Annotated in this window: 22 protein-coding genes; 13 read left to right on the forward strand and 9 right to left on the reverse strand. The window is 51.6% G+C overall.

What is annotated here, in order from left to right:
* Positions 1-16 precede the first annotated feature (16 nt).
* A complete protein-coding gene (locus B8880_RS12615) occupies positions 17-280 on the forward strand; it encodes an ion channel (protein WP_084257927.1) in 264 nt (87 codons plus the stop codon).
* Positions 281-364: 84 nt separating this feature from the next.
* Here the strand turns inward: B8880_RS12615 and B8880_RS12620 are convergent, their stop codons facing one another.
* Entirely contained in the window at positions 365-655 is a 291-nt protein-coding gene (locus tag B8880_RS12620; protein ID WP_084257928.1) for a DUF1330 domain-containing protein, read from the reverse strand.
* 213 nt (positions 656-868) lie between these two features.
* On the opposite strand from B8880_RS12620, the gene B8880_RS12625 reads away from it, so the two are divergent.
* Together B8880_RS12625 and B8880_RS12630 are read left to right on the forward strand one after the other, a co-directional pair.
* Positions 869-1,801: a poly(ethylene terephthalate) hydrolase family protein gene (locus B8880_RS12625; RefSeq protein ID WP_159460755.1), complete on the forward strand. Its 933-nt coding sequence runs from the start codon at positions 869-871 to the stop codon at positions 1,799-1,801.
* A 322-nt stretch (positions 1,802-2,123) separates the two neighbouring features.
* A complete protein-coding gene (locus tag B8880_RS12630) occupies positions 2,124-2,558 on the forward strand; it encodes a YybH family protein (RefSeq protein ID WP_084257930.1) in 435 nt (144 codons plus the stop codon).
* Between the two features lie 157 nt (positions 2,559-2,715).
* Here the strand turns inward: B8880_RS12630 and B8880_RS12635 are convergent, their stop codons facing one another.
* Positions 2,716-3,612: a LysR family transcriptional regulator gene (locus B8880_RS12635; RefSeq protein ID WP_084257931.1), complete on the reverse strand. Its 897-nt coding sequence runs from the start codon at positions 3,610-3,612 to the stop codon at positions 2,716-2,718.
* A 199-nt stretch (positions 3,613-3,811) separates the two neighbouring features.
* On the opposite strand from B8880_RS12635, the gene B8880_RS12640 reads away from it, so the two are divergent.
* Positions 3,812-4,255, forward strand: a complete 444-nt coding sequence (locus tag B8880_RS12640; RefSeq protein ID WP_084257932.1) for a DMT family transporter — start codon at positions 3,812-3,814, stop codon at positions 4,253-4,255.
* A complete protein-coding gene (locus B8880_RS12645) occupies positions 4,252-4,698 on the forward strand; it encodes a DMT family transporter (protein WP_084257933.1) in 447 nt (148 codons plus the stop codon). Before B8880_RS12640 ends, B8880_RS12645 begins: the two co-directional genes overlap by 4 nt.
* A 93-nt stretch (positions 4,699-4,791) precedes the next feature.
* Here the strand turns inward: B8880_RS12645 and B8880_RS12650 are convergent, their stop codons facing one another.
* From B8880_RS12650 to B8880_RS12670, 5 genes are all read right to left on the reverse strand, one after another.
* Entirely contained in the window at positions 4,792-5,307 is a 516-nt protein-coding gene (locus B8880_RS12650; protein ID WP_084257934.1) for an MATE family efflux transporter, read from the reverse strand.
* Positions 5,308-5,389: 82 nt separating this feature from the next.
* A complete protein-coding gene (locus tag B8880_RS12655) occupies positions 5,390-6,193 on the reverse strand; it encodes an MATE family efflux transporter (RefSeq protein ID WP_084257935.1) in 804 nt (267 codons plus the stop codon).
* Positions 6,180-6,638 carry a MarR family winged helix-turn-helix transcriptional regulator gene (locus B8880_RS12660; RefSeq protein ID WP_208610922.1) on the reverse strand — a complete coding sequence of 153 codons (459 nt, stop codon included), beginning with the start codon at positions 6,636-6,638 and terminating at the stop codon, positions 6,180-6,182. Before B8880_RS12660 ends, B8880_RS12655 begins: the two co-directional genes overlap by 14 nt.
* Before the next feature lie 167 nt (positions 6,639-6,805).
* Positions 6,806-7,672 carry a class I SAM-dependent methyltransferase gene (locus tag B8880_RS12665; protein WP_084257936.1) on the reverse strand — a complete coding sequence of 289 codons (867 nt, stop codon included), beginning with the start codon at positions 7,670-7,672 and terminating at the stop codon, positions 6,806-6,808.
* Positions 7,673-7,954: 282 nt separating this feature from the next.
* A complete protein-coding gene (locus B8880_RS12670) occupies positions 7,955-8,875 on the reverse strand; it encodes a LysR family transcriptional regulator (RefSeq protein WP_084257937.1) in 921 nt (306 codons plus the stop codon).
* Between the two features lie 111 nt (positions 8,876-8,986).
* Here B8880_RS12670 and B8880_RS12675 point away from each other — a divergent pair, with 111 nt between their 5' ends.
* The 4 genes from B8880_RS12675 (at position 8,987) to B8880_RS12690 (ending at position 12,513) form a co-directional block, all read left to right on the forward strand.
* Positions 8,987-10,162 carry a YbfB/YjiJ family MFS transporter gene (locus B8880_RS12675; RefSeq protein ID WP_084257938.1) on the forward strand — a complete coding sequence of 392 codons (1,176 nt, stop codon included), beginning with the start codon at positions 8,987-8,989 and terminating at the stop codon, positions 10,160-10,162.
* A gap of 1 nt (position 10,163) precedes the next feature.
* A complete protein-coding gene (locus B8880_RS12680) occupies positions 10,164-10,370 on the forward strand; it encodes a tautomerase family protein (protein WP_084257939.1) in 207 nt (68 codons plus the stop codon).
* A 355-nt stretch (positions 10,371-10,725) separates the two neighbouring features.
* Positions 10,726-11,166: a GNAT family N-acetyltransferase gene (locus tag B8880_RS12685; RefSeq protein WP_084257940.1), complete on the forward strand. Its 441-nt coding sequence runs from the start codon at positions 10,726-10,728 to the stop codon at positions 11,164-11,166.
* A gap of 69 nt (positions 11,167-11,235) precedes the next feature.
* Entirely contained in the window at positions 11,236-12,513 is a 1,278-nt protein-coding gene (locus B8880_RS12690; protein ID WP_115306437.1) for a DUF2254 domain-containing protein, read from the forward strand.
* Positions 12,514-12,519: 6 nt separating this feature from the next.
* Here B8880_RS12690 and tusA read toward each other — a convergent pair whose 3' ends face one another.
* Entirely contained in the window at positions 12,520-12,759 is a 240-nt protein-coding gene (gene tusA / locus B8880_RS12695) for a sulfurtransferase TusA (RefSeq protein WP_084257941.1), read from the reverse strand.
* A 73-nt stretch (positions 12,760-12,832) separates the two neighbouring features.
* Between tusA and pepQ the strand changes: the two genes are divergently transcribed.
* From pepQ to hemG, 4 genes are read left to right on the forward strand one after another with little or no spacing between them, the layout of a single operon-like run.
* Positions 12,833-14,152 carry a Xaa-Pro dipeptidase gene (gene pepQ, locus B8880_RS12700; protein ID WP_084257942.1) on the forward strand — a complete coding sequence of 440 codons (1,320 nt, stop codon included), beginning with the start codon at positions 12,833-12,835 and terminating at the stop codon, positions 14,150-14,152.
* Between the two features lie 30 nt (positions 14,153-14,182).
* A complete protein-coding gene (locus B8880_RS12705; protein WP_084257943.1) occupies positions 14,183-14,797 on the forward strand; it encodes a YigZ family protein in 615 nt (204 codons plus the stop codon).
* 11 nt (positions 14,798-14,808) lie between these two features.
* Positions 14,809-16,272 (forward strand): TrkH family potassium uptake protein, encoded by a 1,464-nt coding sequence (locus tag B8880_RS12710; RefSeq protein WP_084257944.1) that lies wholly within the window; start codon positions 14,809-14,811, stop codon positions 16,270-16,272.
* Between the two features lie 29 nt (positions 16,273-16,301).
* Complete coding sequence (gene hemG, locus B8880_RS12715) at positions 16,302-16,862, forward strand: menaquinone-dependent protoporphyrinogen IX dehydrogenase (protein WP_084257945.1); 561 nt, start codon at positions 16,302-16,304, stop codon at positions 16,860-16,862.
* A 14-nt stretch (positions 16,863-16,876) separates the two neighbouring features.
* On the opposite strand, the gene B8880_RS14885 is transcribed toward hemG, so the two are convergent.
* The gene (locus B8880_RS14885; RefSeq protein ID WP_425273002.1) at positions 16,877-17,299 is read right to left on the reverse strand and encodes a hypothetical protein; all 423 of its coding nucleotides are present in this window, start codon (positions 17,297-17,299) and stop codon (positions 16,877-16,879) included.
* Positions 17,300-17,537: the final 238 nt, after the last annotated feature.

Here is a 17,537-nt window from a genome sequence, read left to right on the forward strand (position 1 = left end):
CGACAGCTACATCCGCATGCAAAACCGTGCCAATCATATCTATCTGCTGTTGATTGCCCTGCTGAACATCGGTTACGGGCGGTATGTGCCGATTCGGCGCTGGCAACAAAAAGCGGCGGCGGTGCTGCTGTTTGCCGCCGGCGTGTGTGCCTCGCTCGGTTTCTTTGTGGAGAGCACCGCAGCGATTGAAGCACGCATGCTGATGCCGGGTGCGGTCGGGCTGGTGTTTGCGGCGGCGTGTTTGCTGATTGGCAAACACCGCGCGAATGAAACGGTGTGAACGGCGGTGTTTACAGGCCGTCTGAACCGCACTTTGCCTGTTTGAAAAAGGCTTGAAAGTGCGGTTTCAGACGGCATGGTGCTATCAGGCAATGCCCTCAACCAGCAGCGCACGCCCTTCGGTAGCGGCAATCCGTTGTGATTTCACTGCGGCATATTCCGCACCGTGATACCAGTTGCGCGCCGATTGCATATCGGGGAATTTAATCACCACCGAGCCGTCGGCAGCCGCGCCTTCCAAGGCTTCAATTTCACCATTGAATACGATGATTTCGCCATGGTGTTTGGCGAGCGTGGGGGCGGCGACTTCAAGATATTTGTCATAGGCTTGGCGGTCGAGCATTGCATCACGGATAAAGATAACATAAGCGGACATTGGTTTTTCCTTGTGTTGGGTGTGTTTAATTATTGGGTGTATTCAAACATAAGCGAAGATTTGAAACATTATGCCGTCTGCAATGGCACGTTGAATACACGGCTTCAGACGGCATTCCGTCCGGTATGGTTTTACAAAAACCACATTGACCGAAATTGTAGCAATTTGATAAATTATCAGCAATTTTTAACTTATCAACAGGCTGAAACCATCATGCACACCATAAAAATCATAAAAACCATCACCGCCTTAACCACCGCCGCCTTGCTGGGCTTGGTCGGCTGCCAAGCCCTCGAACAAGTCTTTGCGGTGAAAGTAGAGCAAATCACCCAAGTACAGACCAACGCCCCGCTTGAAAAGCAATACAGCCAAATGGGGCAATATAGCGTTGCGGTGCAAAAATTCCCGGCTCAAAACAAAGCACAGGATTATTTCACCGTCTATTATCCGCAAATGGGCGGTCAGTACCCCTTGATTGTGCTGGCAAACGGCACGGGCATGAAAGTATCGTCATACGAAGCGGTGTTGCAACACTTGGCAAGCCACGGCTTTGTGGTCATCGGTTCGCAAGAAGGCACATCATGGACAGGCGGCGGCGTGGCAGGCAGCTTGGATTTTGCCTTGTCGTTGAATCAAGACAAAAACAGCCCGCTTTATCAAAAAATCAACCCGCATAAAATCGGCGTATCCGGGCATTCGCAAGGCGGTGTCGGAGCGATTAATGCCGCGACCACACAAGCCAACAGCCGCCTTATCCGCTCAGTCTATACCGCTAGCACCACCCAGCACCGTCTGGCACGGGATTTAGGCTGGGATTATGACGCGAGCAAAATCAACGTGCCATATTTTGAAACCTCAGGCACAGGCGTTTTTGATGCAGGCAAACCTGATGAAACCGCAGGTGGCATTGCTCCTTTGAGTTCGCTTAAAAACAACTTCAACAAAATCAACGGGCAAGCAGTGATGGCACAGCGAAAAGGCGAAGACCACGGCGCCATGCTGTATGTGCCAAACGGCTATATGGCGGCATGGTTTTTATACACATTAAATGGCGACACTCAAGCCAAACAAGTATTTGTAGGGCAAAATGCCGAAATCAGCAAAAACCGCAATTGGCAGAATGTGCAAAGCAAGAATTTGCGTTGATTCTTAAACATAAACAACAATGCCGTCTGAAACGACTTTTTAAGCAAAAGTGCGGTTGCAGACGGCATAAAGTTTGCCGTCTGAATACTCCGACTTACCACAAACATAAATAACCTCTAACCTCCTTGATATTTCACTTCCGCTCCCTTATATATAACCGGCGGGTAAACAACTGAACCAATTCAAGATATTCAAGTGTCGTTTTGCCCTTATTATCAAGCACATTTGCTTACCATTGCGTGCTTATCCAAACGTGCCTGACCACTCAGCATGATGGCGTATGGCATGATGTTAAACACCACATCATTACAGGAGCGAAGTTATGACCGAACAACAAGATTTGAACCCAAGACCCAAGGCAATGAAACCTGAAGAGTGCGATATGCTCATTTTTGAATTCGCCCGTCAAAAAGACTTGGACGGTATTTTGTCTTTGTTTGAAGAGGAAGCGGTATGGATTTTGGACGATGGCAATCGTGCCGAAGGACACGCCCAAATCTCTGTGCCGACCACAGGACTGCTTGACGCTGTAGAGTTAAAATGGCTGTCAGGTCCGCATGCTTTTGTGTCCGCTGATGGTACGCTTGCGGTGTGCAGTGGTGAGTGGTCTGCCAGTTTTCAAGATGAAAACGGCAATGTCACCACCGTTACCGACAGAAATATGGAAGTTGTTCGCAAGCAAGCTGATGGTTCTTGGAAATTTGTTATTGACCACGGCACGGCTGGCAGTTTTGTTGCTGCAAGAAAAAACGCCTAATTCTAGATATTATTTTCTAATGAATAAAAAACGCTTTGCTGTTGCAAGGCGTTTTTGTTTGTCATGTTGGTGTTGCAACGTGCCTAATGCCGTCTGAAACGACTTTTTAAGCAAAAGTGCGGTTGCAGACGGCCTTTTATACGGTGATTGTACGGTGTTATGGCTGACTGTGATCGCCGAAGGTTTCCACCACCCAGTCGCTGAATACTTTCAAACGGGTGCTTTGGCGGCGGTCGCGGGTGAGCAGGTAGGCGGGCAGGGGCGGGCGGCGGTAGTCGTCGAGCAGGGTTTGCAATTCGCCGTTTGCCAGCCACGGGGCGATAAAGGCTTTGAGTTGCTGTCCTATCCCTAGGCCGGCGCGAATCATTTCCAGAATGCCGTTGGCACCGTTGGCGGCGTAGTGAAAATCGCGTACGGCGTAGGGTTTGCCGCCGGCTTGGGCGAACAGCAGCGGTTGGATGCCGTCGCTGTCGGAAAAATAGCCGACGATGCGGTGCTGTTGCAGGGCTTGCGGGGTTTGCGGCGTGCCGTATTGTGCCAAGTAAGCTTGGGCGGCACAGGTGACGAATTCGAATTCGGCGAACTGCCGCCCGATCAGCGATTCGTTACGCACGTTGCCGATGCGGATCACGCAATCCACGCTCTGTTCGACCAGATTGACGGTGCGGTCGCTGATGCCGAGGGTGAGTTTGATGTCGGGGTAGCGGGCGTAAAAATCGGGCAGTTTGGGGATAAACAGCCGTTCGGCAAACATCATCGGCATGTCCACCCGCAAATGCCCCTGCACCGCCTGCCGCCCGTGTTTCATCCGCTGTTCCAGCTCGTCGAATTCCGCCAACAAGTGCACCGCCTGCCGGTAAAACGCCTGCCCTTCGACGGTCAGCGCGACGCTGCGGGTGGAGCGGTGCAGCAGTTTCACGGCGTAATGCTGCTCCAAGTCGCTGATTTGTTTGCTTAAAGTGGAACGGGGAATACCGAGCTGTTGTGCCGACTGATGAAAAGACAGGCTTTCGGCAACACGCACAAAGGCGCGCATGGCGTGAATCGGGTTCATGGGGTTTCTCGCTTGATTATCCATATTTATGGATAGTATTGCCGATTTTTGCCAATTGATAAAGTATTTTGAATCAATATAATAATATATTATCTTTTCAACGCTATTGAACACCTCGTCAAACTCGCTTGCCGTACTGCTTGTACCGCCTTTCAAAGTGAATGTATTTGACGGTGATTAGTTATGACAAGGGAGAAATATGCAACTGATATTGATTTTGGCCACGGTGCTGGCAGGCGCCAGTTTGGCGGTGGAAGCCGGTTTGCTCGGGCCGTTGGGGCAGCAGGTGGGCAAATTGTGGGCGACGTTCAGCATTTTCGGCATTGGGGCGTGCGTCAGCTTTTTGCTGATGTTGTTTTTTGCCCCGCGTCAGCGTCCGTCGCTGTTTGCACAACCGGCGTGGCAGCTCGGCGGCGGCTTGCTGGGGCCGGTTTATGTGGTGGTGCTGACGCTGGCGACGCCGGTCATCGGGGTGGCGGTGACCATGATCGGCGTGCTGATGGGGCAGATCGCACAAAGCCTGCTTAACGACCATTACGCCCTGTTCGGCTCAAAGCAGCAGCCGTTCAACCGCCAGCGTCTGATTGCACTCGGCTTTATCGTGGCGGCGCTCGGCTTGATGGCGTGGGGGGAATTGTCATGATCGTGCTGATGTTGTGTTTCGCCGTACTCGGCGGCGTGGCGCTGGCGGTGCAGGCCAGTGTCAACGGCAAACTGGGCACGCAGGTGGGCGTGTTCGCCGGCACGTTTTTGAATTTCGGGCTCGGCACGATTGTCACCGGCCTGCTGGTGCTGTTTTTCGAACCGAAATACGACCTGACCCTGCTCGACGTACCCAAATGGCAACTCACCGGCGCATTTCTGGGCATGGTGTACATCGCCGTGATGGTGCTGGTGGTCGCCAAACTCGGCACTGCCGTCGCCACGGTGGCGGTGATTTTCGGGCAGTTGTCGATGAGTTTGCTGATCGACACCTTCGGCTGGTTTCACAATCCCGCCATCGCCTTCTCCCTGCCACGCCTGCTCGCAGTCATCTGCTTGGGCTTTGCCCTGTATTTTATTTATGCGGGCAACCGCAAGCGGTGAGTGGTTGGAATAGTGCAAGCGTTTGCATGCGAAAGTGCGGTTCAGGCGGTATTACATTGCGTTGATATGGGAAATGGCAGGTTTGGTGTGCGGTTACGCCGCTTTATAATCCATTCGGTACTTAATCAAAACAGCCGCCGCAAAGGCAATGAGTTGGGATAAGGGAACCGCCGCCCACACGCCGGGCAGACCGAACCAAAGCGGGATTGTCGATAAAAACAGCAATAATATGATTGGCTCGGCATACACCAAGATATAAGAGTATCCGACTTTTTCGGTTGCATACAAATACGAAGTGGTGATTCTGATAAACGACACCAAAGGCATGGCCGCCAAAAACAACGGCAAATATGAAATTATCCCTTGGTTGCTTTCGGCAGACGCACCAAACAAAATGCCGATATTGCCCCGCGCCAAAAACAATAAGGCGGCACATACCAAGGTGATGCTTAAACCGGTTTTATGGGCAAACAGCCTGATTCGGTTCATCACCGCTGTGTTTTTTTCGCCGTAATAACGGCTGATTAAGGGCTGGCTGCCGTCGCCCACGCCTTGCAAAAACAAATACACAATCGAGGTGACATAGCCGATTCCGCTGTAAACCGCAATAAAGTCGAAGAAATTAGTTTCTGCTACGGCGTTGGCTCACCTTGCCGTACTATCTGTACTGTCTGCGGCTCGCCGCCTTGTATCAGAATCTAATTTCTCCGACTATAGATTGCGACGTGCCGTAAAACAGTAGAAAACGGTTCATCAAAATCATGGTAATGATGGGAGAAAAGGTCAAACCGAACGGTGCAAGCGATACCTTGAGGATTTTTCCGAAAAATCCGACGATGGCCTGCTTGGCGGGCAGATGGAACCCTGTTTTTTGATGCCTGAAATAACCGATTGCGGCGAGCATTGTCATCGCCTGCCCGATGACAGTCGCCCACGCCGCGCCCGACATGCCGAGTTGATAAACCCAAACAAACAGGTAATCCAAGATAATATTTGCCACAAAGCCGATCATCATCGCAACCATTGCGAATGTTGCCCCGCCCATGTTGCGGATAAAAGGGACAAATCCGGTTGCCAACAGTTGAAACACCGCCCCCAGTGCGATCACCCTGATATAGTCGGCAGTCAGTTGCAGCACGTCCCCCTCTGCGCCGAAGGCATTAAGCAAAGGATACAAAAACAACAACAGCAGTGCGGTGATGAGTGCGCTCACCAATAGCATTAACAGCGTTGTGCCGCCGAAGCAGGCTTTTTGCTCGTGATTTCTTTTTTGTGCATGCAGGATGGTGAAATGTATGGCGCCGGATAATCCGATGCCCGTTCCCACCGCCTGAATAAATGCCGCTATCGGATAACCCAAAGTAATCGATGCCAATCCGATGTCGCCCAAGCTTTGACCGACAAAAAAACCATCGACAATGGTATACACCCCCGATAAGGCGAATGCCAGAATAGAGGGCATGACAAACTTGATAAAATGATTATAGCGATACATTTTTTTCACCGCTGTTAAATAGCGCTATGTATTGTGCCAAGCAGTCATTAAATGCCTTGATGCGTTCGATTCCGATACGCTCCATGGCAAATAACTCTTTTTTCCGCAGTTCGCTGACAATACTTTCGGCATATTCTTCGCCTGCGCGGGTGAATTGAATGTGTTTGTTTCTTTTGTCAGACGGCAGCGGAACCAGCAGGATAAAACCGCGCTTTTCCAAGTCTTTCAAAATCATATTGACGGTTTGTTTGGGAATCAGCCATTTTTGGCTAATCATTTTTTGAGTGCAATGTTCTGTATTTTCACGAATGAAATATAAAACCATCACGCTGTTAAAAGACAATCCCTGTAATTTTGACCATTCCTCATACAGATGATTGCTTTCACGCCACAACGAATAATACCTGTCAAGCTCGCTTGCCAATGCTTTGTTTTCTTTCAACACATGATTTTCCTATAAAAATTAGTACAACTCCGTACTAATATTAGTATAGTCCAAATCCGTACCAATATCAATCGCATTCGGGAAATCACGATAACAATCCGGCGAAGGGTTGCACTTATTCACCGCATGGCAAACAAGCAAAGTGCGGTTTCAGACGGCGTTTGTCATTATTTGCTGTGTCCGTCCGCACGGCTGTGGTTTTGCGGTGCGAACACCACTTTATAGGCAATCATCTGCATCGAATGTTTAAGCGCCGGAATCAGGCTCATCAACAGCGTCAGCCCCCAGCCCATGCGGCGCCAACCCTTGAATTCGGGGAACAGCCAAGTGCGTTGGTGGTGCAGGTGCGGATGCCATGTTTCGATTTCCTGCGGATTGTCGAGGCCGAATTTGAACACGGCGTTGGTCTTGCTGACGGCATCGTGCCATGATGTCCTGCGGCTCAACCATTGATTGGGCAGGTCGAAATGGATTTGGGCGCCGTCGAAGCGTTTGGCCAGCTCAACCAGCAAAAAACGGCAGTCGGCCTCGGTAAAAAACATCAGCACGCCTTCAATCACAAACAGAAAATCCCCGTCGGGATAACGGCTCAGCAAATCGTCCATCCACGCGGTTTCCAACATCGAAACGCCGCTCAGGATTTCATTGTCGGCAGGCGGCAGCAGTTGCGCTCTGACGGCAATCACCTCGGCAAGATCGAGCAAATAAAAAACCGCTTTGCCGCCCGCCGCGCCGAGGCGCTGCCGCCGCGTATCCAGACCGCAGCCGACCGACACCACCACCGGCCGGGCATGCCGCTCGATAAACTCTGCCGCCATATGGTCAAAATGCGATGCTCGAATGGCAACACCGGCGGTGCTGGCTTTTGTGTTGCGGTATTTGCTGAAATCATAATCAAGCTGTGCCGCCATTCTGCAGGCGTCGGGGTCGTTGATCAGCGGATGCTTGCGCTTGCTTTCCACCGCTTTGGCATACAGCGTGATAAGTAGGGTTTCGGCGATATGGTTTTCGAGATTCAGTGTCAGTTTGTCCATTGTCTGCTCCGGATTTGCAGCACCGCAGGGTCGGAAGCCGGAATGAAAATCCCCGCCTCCCGAGATTATTGATACGGAATATATTGATATTCCGCCACGATAGTTCAGCACGATAGTTCACTACATGATGCCACTCTAGCAAGTCTGGTAAATTAATGCAAATCGTTATCATTTATAAAAGATATTACCATCGCTTGAACCGCACTTGCCGCAGCATGGGAAAAGGCCGTCTGAACCGCACTTTTATCCATGCAAAGTGCGGTTCGGGCGGCGGTATGGCGGTTAAAACCGTTGCAAATCCGGTTGTTGCGCCAGTTTTTGTAGCAGGAAATCCACCACCGCCTGCACCCGCGGGGCAAGCAAAGTGCGGTGCGGATATTGCAGCACCAGCGGGCTGTCGTCGCTGTGGTAGGCCGCGGGCAGAATCGGCAGCAGCCGGCCGGATTGCAACGCCTGTCGGGCGATGTAGCCGCGCACTTCGGCAATGCCCAGCCCGTTGACGGCGGCGTCGGCGATGGATTCGGGGTCGGAAAGGGTGAGGATGCGGCGCGGAAATTCGTATGGATAGATGCCGCTGTCGCCTTGGCGGAACTGCCACAGTTTCAGTTTGCCGCTGGAAAAACGGCGGGCAATCAGGCGGTGGCGGGCGAGGTCGGCCACGTTTTGCGGCGTGCCGCAGGCGGCGAGATAGGCAGGCGAGGCGGCGAGGACGTTGTGCAGACGGCAGATGTGGCGGGCAACCAGGGTGCTGTTTTCCAACACGCCCACCCGCAGCACCAAATCGTAGCCGCCTTGGACAAAATCAATCATTTGGTCGTCGAAATTGATTTCTACGTCGATGTGCGGATAGCAGCGCTGCAACTCGGGAATCAGCGGCATCACCAAGCGGCGGGCGATCACGTTCGCCATCGACATTTTCACCGTGCCGGCCACGGCCCGGCGGTTGCTTTGCACATGGGCGGCGGCTTCGTCGAGCAGGGTCAGAATCTGCTTGGCGCGCACGGCAAAGGCCTGGCCTTCGTCGGTGAGGCTCAGGCTGCGGGTGGTGCGGTTGAACAGGCGGACCTGCAAGTGTTGTTCGAGCATGGCGACGTTGCGGCTCACGGCGGCGGGCGACAAATCGAGCTGCTGGGCGGCGAGGGTGAAGCTGCCGGATTCGGCGGCCTGCACGAAAGAGGTGATGTTTTTCAGTTGTTGAATCATGATAACCGCCTGATTTTCAAATTTTCGGTATAAATCTTGTTCCGATTATAGCCTTTTTATTTGACAAAGAATGTTTATACTTTCATAAAAAATACAGGACGGAAGCGATTGATGAACAGCGCACACACGCAAGCGCAGCGGCTGTCGGGGTTGGCGGCGATGATGGTTTTGGTGGTCGGCATGGGCTTCGGGCGGTTTGCCTTCACCGGCATTTATCCGCTGATGGTAACGGAAAACCTGCTCAGCGTTTCCGCCGGTTCGCTGGCGGCATCGGCCAATTATGCCGGCTATCTGCTCGGTGCGTTGGCGTTGGCGAAGCTGAATGTGCGCCATGCGCCGCTTGCCGGCATTTTTGCGTTGCTGGCGACGGTGGCGGCGCTGGCTTTGCCCGGCGTGGTCAGCGCCACATGGGCGCTGGTGTGGATTCGCGGTTTGGCGGGGGTGTTCAGCGCGGTGGCGCTGGTGGCGGGCTCGGTGTGGCTGCTGCATTATATGAACCGGCCGCACAGCGCGCCGTTGCTGTATTCCGGCGTTGGTGTCGGCATTTTTCTGTCGGCGGAAATCATCGCCTTGAGCAGCGCGGCGGGGTGGCGGAGCATGTCTATTTGGCTGCTGCTGGCGCTGGCGGGCGCGCTGTTGGCGGCGTTTGCCTGCACGGTGTTGTGGCGCTCGCGCCGCGACGGTCCGGCGGCGGTTAATCAGCCGAACAGCGGCGCAGCGCCGGCGGCGTCGGTCTTTTCCAACCCGTGGCAGTTGATCGGCATTTACGGTTTGGCCGGGCTGGGCTACATCATCACCGCCACTTATCTGCCGGTGCTGATTAATCAGGCGCTGGGCGGCGTGGGCGCGATTCATGTGTGGGCGGTGTTCGGCCTTGGCGCGATTCCGTCGTGTTTTTTGTGGCACCGCATCAATCTGCGCCTCGGCGCCCGCCGCAGCCTGTTGCTGAATTTGCTGATTCAGGGCTTCGGCGTGATGCTGCCGGCGTTCGGCACTTCGCTGCCGTTGTCGCTTGCCAGCGCCGTGCTGGTGGGCGGCACTTTTATGGGCACGGTCACCATCGCCATGCCCGCCGCCCGTGCGCTGGCGGCCAAAGTATCGTTTAATATGCTGGCGGTGATGACCGCAGTTTACGGCATCGGCCAAATTGCCGGCCCGCTGGCCGCCGATGCCCTCTACCAACGCAGCGGCACCTTCTCCGGCGCACTGATTTTCGCCGCCGCGGCCTTGTGGCTGGCCACGGCACTGTGCCTGTTAACGCCACATTCATTCAAGAGGAGCCATTGAAATGCCTTATGTCAATATCAAACTAACCGGCGGCAGCGAAGCCCCCAGCACCGAACAAAAAGCCGAACTGATCGCCGGCGTCACCGAGCTCTTGGCACGGGTGCTGAACAAAAACCCCGCCACCACCGTGGTGGTGATCGACGAAATCGACATGGATAACTACGGCCTCGGCGGCAAAAGCATTACCGAAGTGCGCAAGGGGAAGTAGGGGGATTGCACCGCACTTGGATTGTGAAATGTGAAAAGTGCGGTGCAATTGTTAGGGCTTCCTGACCATTCGATTTACGGCTGCTTTTCGCCTCTGAAAACGTGCCTGTTGGGTTAAAAAGCCTCGCAAGATGGCCAATCTTGCTGCGTTTTTTGCCTTGAATCTGTATTTTCAGGAACAAAAATCCCCTCATAAACGCATTGTCATGAAGCCCTAGGCGATATACGGTTGATTCAGACGACACAAAAAATCCCTTAAAATAGAAATATTCGTCCGTTCTGTAATCCGAGCGATTGCGCAGGCATTCGCTGATCGGCATAATGGTTAATTATTTTTATTGTTGTAAGGAGCCGATATGATCACGCCGCGCTGGACAAACTGCCTGCAGGATCCGGTCTATTTGGACGGCTTGCAGATTCGCAAAACCGTTTTTGTCGAAGAACAGGGCTTTTCAATGAGCATTGAAATTGATGAATTGGAAGCGCAATGCGAATACCTCACCCTGTATTCTGCTGCCGGCGAGCCGTTGGCAACCGCACGCATGTATCGTTATGCGGACAACATTCATAAATTACAACGTATTGCGGTGCTGAAATCGCAACGCGGCAACAAATTGGGCGAGCGCCTGCTGGCAGAAATGGAACAACGCGCCAAAGCGCAGGGCAGTGAGAAAACCATTTTAGGGGCACAGGATACGGCGATTGCGTTTTACCAAAAGTGCGGTTATCAAGTTTATGGCGACGGCTATGATGAAGAAGGTGTGCCGCACCATAATATGCACAAGGATTTAGTCTGAGCGGCGGCAGATATTGCCGTCGGTGCAGGTAAGGAACACGGCTATGATATTAGGTTATGGTACGAGGTTATGGTATTAAAAGATAAATTGTTTACATGGTTGCTGTGGCTGAAAAAGCCCAGTAATACGTTATGGATAACGCCGGTATTCGGCGCATTTGCCGCCATTCTATTCGTGCTGCTCGCCGCTTCGGTCAATGGGCTGTTGCCGGAAGCGTTTATTTTAAAGGTTAAACCGGAGACCCTCGACGCTCTGCTCAGTATCATTGCTTCAAGCATGTTGGCGGTGAGCACGTTTTCACTTTCCATTATGGTTTCCGCATTTGCGTCAGCCTCAAACAATGCGACGCCGCGGGCAACGGAGCTGGTGATGGGCGACGACAATACTCGGGTCGCAATCGCCAGTTTTATTTCCGCCTTTGTTTATGCGGTGATCGCCAAAACGGCGTTGGGTATCGGCTATTACCAAGAATCAGGACGGTTTATTCTGTTTCTCGGCACATTGGCGGTTTTAGCCTATCTGATTTATACCCTGATTCGTTGGGTGAAAACCCTGTCGCAATTAGGACGAATGAATAATACCCTGAATAAAATAGAACAAGCGACGGCAAACACGTTGAAGGCCTATCGCAGCAGCCCGTTTATGGGGGCGAATCGTCTGCGGCAAGCCGGATTTCGCCATGCGATTCATGCCCGTTCCAGCGGCTATCTGACGCATATCAATCTGCCGCATCTGCAAGCAATTGCGGAACATGAAGATTGCCGGCTTGAAATTATGGTTAGACCGGGGGATCTGGTGTATTCAGGTATGGTGCTGGCTTATCTGGACAAGGCGCCGGCGTCGTTGTCGGACAGTATCTGCGATGCCTTTGTGTTGGAGGACGGCCGCAGTTATGCCCAAGATCCGAAATTCGGCATGGTAGTATTGAGCGAGGTCGCCCAGCGGGCATTGTCGCCGGCGATCAATGATCCCGGCACGGCAATTAAAGTGCTGACGATTTTAATGCGTTTGTTGTTGGACGCCAAGGCAGAGACGCAAGTGGCGGAGTCGCAAGAAGCAGAGCCGCTTAAATATCCTCGCTTGGCGATTGTTCATATGAACGAGCAGGATTTGGTCGATCATGCTTTTGCACCGATTGCCCGCGATGGTGCTGCGGCACTGGAAATTCAGGTACATTTACAAAAAATTTTGCAAATCATCGCCACGCAGGCGCCGGAAGCAAGCGTTCGGCAAGCAGCCCGCCGGCAGGCGGAATACAGCTTGCAGTATGCTGAGCAGGGATTGCGGCTGGAACAGGAAAAAACAAAATTAAAACAACTGCATCAGGCATTATTTGCGCCGCAATAATCCGCTCTATTTTCCCTTTTTCACCCAATAACGATACGGTGTTTGTGCCGTATCGCTGTACAGCAGAGTGTGATCCATAAATTGGCAAAAGCTCGGAATATCGCGCGTGGTGGCAGGATCATCGGCGATCACTAACACCACTTCGCCGTCTTGCATATGGCGAATGCTTTTGCGCACCAACATCACCGGTTCGGGGCAGCGCAGTCCTTGGGTGTCTAATGTTTGATTAATCTCAGGTTCGGTCATATTATTGGCTACTTCTCTTATCCCACTATATAATGGCGCAATTATAGCAGTTTTTTGAAAGGAAGCCCTCACAATGCAATCCCTTTTTCAGCAACACCTTAATCAATTGCAAGCATTGGCGCAGGATATTTTGCAGACCAACCGTGCCGACGGCATTTGGATTCACGCCGGAGAAGAGCAGTACCATTTTTTAGACGATCAAACCAAACCGTTTAAAATCAATCCGTTGTTTAACTATTTCGTGCCGCACACCCATGCGGTCGGCAGCTGGTTATATCTGGACGGCGTGAACAAACCGCACTTGTATTTTTATCAGCCCGATGACTATTGGTATTTGCACGAAGCTGCGCCACAGGCGTTTTGGACGGCGGAGTTTGAGTGGACGATTCTGAAACACGCCGATGACATCAAAACCCATTTCCATGATCTTGACCGCACTTTGTATCTGGGCGAGGAAGTGGCGTTGGCGCAAGCGTTCGGTTTTCGTCAAATTAATCCGCAAAAAGCCCTCAATTACCTGCATTATCAACGCAGTATCAAAACCGATTATGAGCTGCATTGCTTGCAACAGGCGCAATTTGCCGCCTTAAAAGGACATCAGGCGGCGCAAGCGGCTTTCTTCGACGGGCAATCGGAATTTGAGATTAACTTGGCGTATTTGCGTGCCAGTGAGCAATCGGATTTGAGCGTGCCCTACGGCAATATCGTGGCGATTAATCAGCATAGTGCGGTGTTGCACTACACCCGTTTGCAAACGCAAAACCCGCCGCAACGCTTGAGTTTTCTACTCGATGCCGGTGCGAGTTATTTGGGCTACGCCGCCGATATTACCCGCAGTTACAGCTTTGATCCGAATGATGAATTTGCGCAAATGGTTCAGGTGTTGGATCGCAATAAATTGGTGATTATCGAACAAATGCAGGTCGGTTACAATTACCTCAGTTACCACACCATGATGCAGCAAGCGATCGCCGCAATACTGCATGATTTTGATTTGGTGCGTTTGCCGGCGGAGCAGATTTTCGAGGAAGGGATTAACCGCACTTTCTTTCCGCACGGCTTGGGGCATTTGTTGGGCTTGCAGGTGCATGATGTGGCGGGTTTTCAGCAAAACCGGCGCGGTACGCATAAAGCACCGCCGGAGGTTTATCCGAGCCTGCGCTGCACGCGCAATTTAGAGGCGAATATGGTGCTGACGGTGGAGCCGGGTCTGTATTTTATCCCGATGTTATTGCAGGCGTGGCGCAATCACCCGTTAGCCAAGCAGTTTAACTGGCAGAAAATCGATCGCTTTACCGCGTACGGCGGAATCCGCAGCGAAGACAATATCGTCATCACGGCGAACGGAGCGGAAAACCTGACCCAAAATGCGCTGACCGCACTTGGCGGCTAACCCTTTACAAATAGAGTTGAAACAGCAACAATGCGTTATTTGATACCCGAAAGTGCGGTCGAGTTTAGCGAAGAGATTAAGAAGAGCCGTTTTATTACCTATCTGCAACCGACGCAGGGAATCGAACAGGCGAGGGCGTTTTGGCAGCAGGTGAAGCAGCAGCACCCGAATGCCCGTCATCACTGCTGGGCAGCGGTAGCAGGACGACCGAACGATTCGCAGCAATTGGGTTTTTCTGATGACGGCGAACCGTCCGGCACCGCAGGCAAACCGATGTTAAATGTGTTGCTCGGCAGCCGTATCGGCGAAATCAGTGCGGTGGTGGTACGTTATTACGGCGGTATTCAGCTCGGCACCGGCGGTTTGGTACGCGCCTACGGCAACGGCGTGCAGCAGGCGTTGAAACAGTTGTTGACGGTTGAAAAAATCGAGCGGCAACGATTTGATTTAACGTGTGATTATGAGCAAATCAATTTGGTGCAGCAACTGATCAAACATCATCAAATCGAGATTTGGTCGCAGCAATTCAACCAATCCGTCGAGTTGCAATTGGGGATCAGTGAACAACAGTTTACCGACTTTGCGCAAGCCTTAATCGATCGCAGCGGCGGTCGTTTGAGATTGGCAGAGCCTAAAAAAGCATAAGAGAAAACAGCGTGCATATACAGTCAATTATTCGCATTGTCGGCATTTTGGTGATGTGTTTTTCGCTCACCATGCTGGCGCCGGCATTTATCGCCTTGCTTTACGATGACGGCGGCGGCAGTGCGTTTGTCGAAACTTTTTTTATTACCTTAGTGATCGGTGCGATATTGTGGTGGGCGACCCACAACCATAAGCACGAATTGCGTTCGCGCGAGGGATTTCTGATCGTGGTGCTGTTCTGGGTGGTGCTCGGCAGCGTCGGCTCGTTACCCTTTATGTTATTTGATCACCCGCAACTAAACGTTGCCAACGCCTTTTTCGAATCCTTTTCCGGCTTGACCACCACCGGCGCCACGGTGATCGTCGGCTTGGACAGCCTGCCGAAAGCGATTTTATTCTACCGCCAAATGCTGCAATGGTTGGGCGGTATGGGGATCATCGTATTGGCGATCGCGATTATTCCGCTGTTGGGGATCGGCGGCATGCAGCTTTACCGTGCCGAAATGCCCGGACCGCTAAAAGAGCAAAAAATGCGCCCGCGTATCGCCGAAACCGCCAAAGCGTTGTGGGTAATCTATTCCACTTTGACCCTGTTGTGTGCGTTGGCGTATTGGGCTGCCGGCATGGACGTTTTTGATGCGATCAGCCACAGTTTTTCCACCATTTCGATCGGTGGCTTTTCCACCCACGATGCTAGCATGGGCTACTTCGACAGCACGGCGATCAACCTGATTGCGGCGGTGTTTTTGTTTATCTCCGGCTGTAACTTCGCGCTGCATTTTTCCGCCTATTTTGAGCTGGGCAGAAGCAATATTTTTAAATTGTATTTCACCGATCCGGAATTCAAGGCTTTTCTGTTTATCCAGCTGGCATTGGTGGCAATCTGCACCTTCAGCTTAGTCGGCTACAACTATTTTTCCGGTATCGGCGAAGCCTTTGAGCACGCCCTGTTTCAATCGGTGTCGATTTCCACCACCGCCGGCTTCACCACGTCTTCGTTCGACAGTTGGCCTTCGTTTTTACCGATGTTGCTGCTGATGACCTCGTTTATCGGCGGTTGCGCCGGTTCGACCGGCGGCGGTTTGAAAGTGATTCGCGTGCTGTTGCTGTTGGTGCAGGGAAAACGGGAGATGAACCGACTGGTTCATCCGAATATCGTTCAGCCGATTAAATTGGGTGACAGAGTGTTATCCGAGCGGATTATCCAAGGCATTTGGGCGTTTTTTTCCGCATATCTGCTGATTTTTGTCCTCTGTTTGTTGGCGGTGATTGCCTGCGGCGTGGACAGTTTTGATGCTTTTAATGCGGTGGTTGCCTGTTTAAACAACCTCGGACCGGGTTTGGGCAGTATCAGCAGCAATTTTGTCTCAATCCCTGACAGTGCGAAATGGATCTTGACCTTCGCCATGATTTGCGGACGGTTGGAAGTATTTACCTTGCTGGTGCTGTTCACGCCGGCATTTTGGAAAAGTTAAAAAGAAAAATAAAAGAGCGGTTATTGTTGATGAAAACCTTGATTATTTATTCGTCCGTTGACGGGCAAACGCAAAAAATCGCGCAAGCGATGGCTGCCGAAATGCAAGCGGCGGATCAAAGTGCGGTGCTGGAATTAACCGCATTAAGCCAAGCCGACCAGTACGATTTAAGCGGTTACGATAACATTGTTATCGGTGCCTCAATCCGCTACGGCCATTTTAACAAAGCGCTTGAGCCTTATATTCAGCGCCATGCGCAGTTGCTAAACCGCAAAAAAAGCGCTTTCTACAGCGTGAACCTCACCGCGCGCAAAGCCGATAAAAACACGCCTGAAACCAATGTTTATACCCGTAAATTTCTACAACGGATCGATTGGCAACCAACCCAAAGTGCGGTTTTCGCCGGTGCGCTGCGTTATCCGCGTTACCGTTTTTTTGACCGTTTCATGATCCGTTTGATTATGAAAATCACCGGCGGCGAAACCGACACGACGAAAGAAATCGAATACACCGATTGGGACAAGGTGGCGGAATTTGCGCGGCGTTTTAAATCATGGCAAGGTACAACCCGAACATCCTTTACATATTAACCCGATGACATCGTTTACACTTCGGGTTTATGCCACGATGTTGGGCGGATAATTCTTTGGGTGATGTCATCTCGTTCACCAAGAAAATGAAACCGATAAAACATTTCCCATAATCCATCACCTTTGGGTAAAAAGGCGATTTTTTCACCTGCTAGCACTTCACTAATATAGAGTAATTTTCCACGCCATTTGATTTCACCATTATGCCGTACACTTCGTAAAATAGCCTCTTGGTGATATTCATATTCTTCAATCCGTGTGGGATAAATACGGATTGAAGGTGTATAACAGCTCACCGGCATTTGTCTTTCCAGACTTTCATGTGAACGCAGTTGATTAAACTCTTCTCTAAAAATATCCAGCTTTTGTTGGAATTCATGCATTTCTACCTTAAGCGTATCCACCTTTGCAATATAGCGCTTCAACTCCCTGTGCATTCGCTCTAAACGACCATTTTGCTGTGGTTTTCCTGCTTCAATACGTTCNGGGCGAATACCTAAATCAATTAGCCACTTGGATAATTTGGTCAGTCCCCCTAACGCAACTGAAGCAAAAGGCGCTCCATTATCACTGCGGATTGCCCAAGGTAAGCCGTATTCCTTAAAAATACGCGCCAGTAAAGGCTGAACCTCGGTATAGCCATGCTGAGTTAAACCCTGACATGCGAATAAATAA

The sequence above is a fragment of the Pasteurella testudinis DSM 23072 genome (genome assembly GCF_900176075.1).
Taxonomy (GTDB): domain Bacteria; phylum Pseudomonadota; class Gammaproteobacteria; order Enterobacterales; family Pasteurellaceae; genus Chelonobacter; species Chelonobacter testudinis.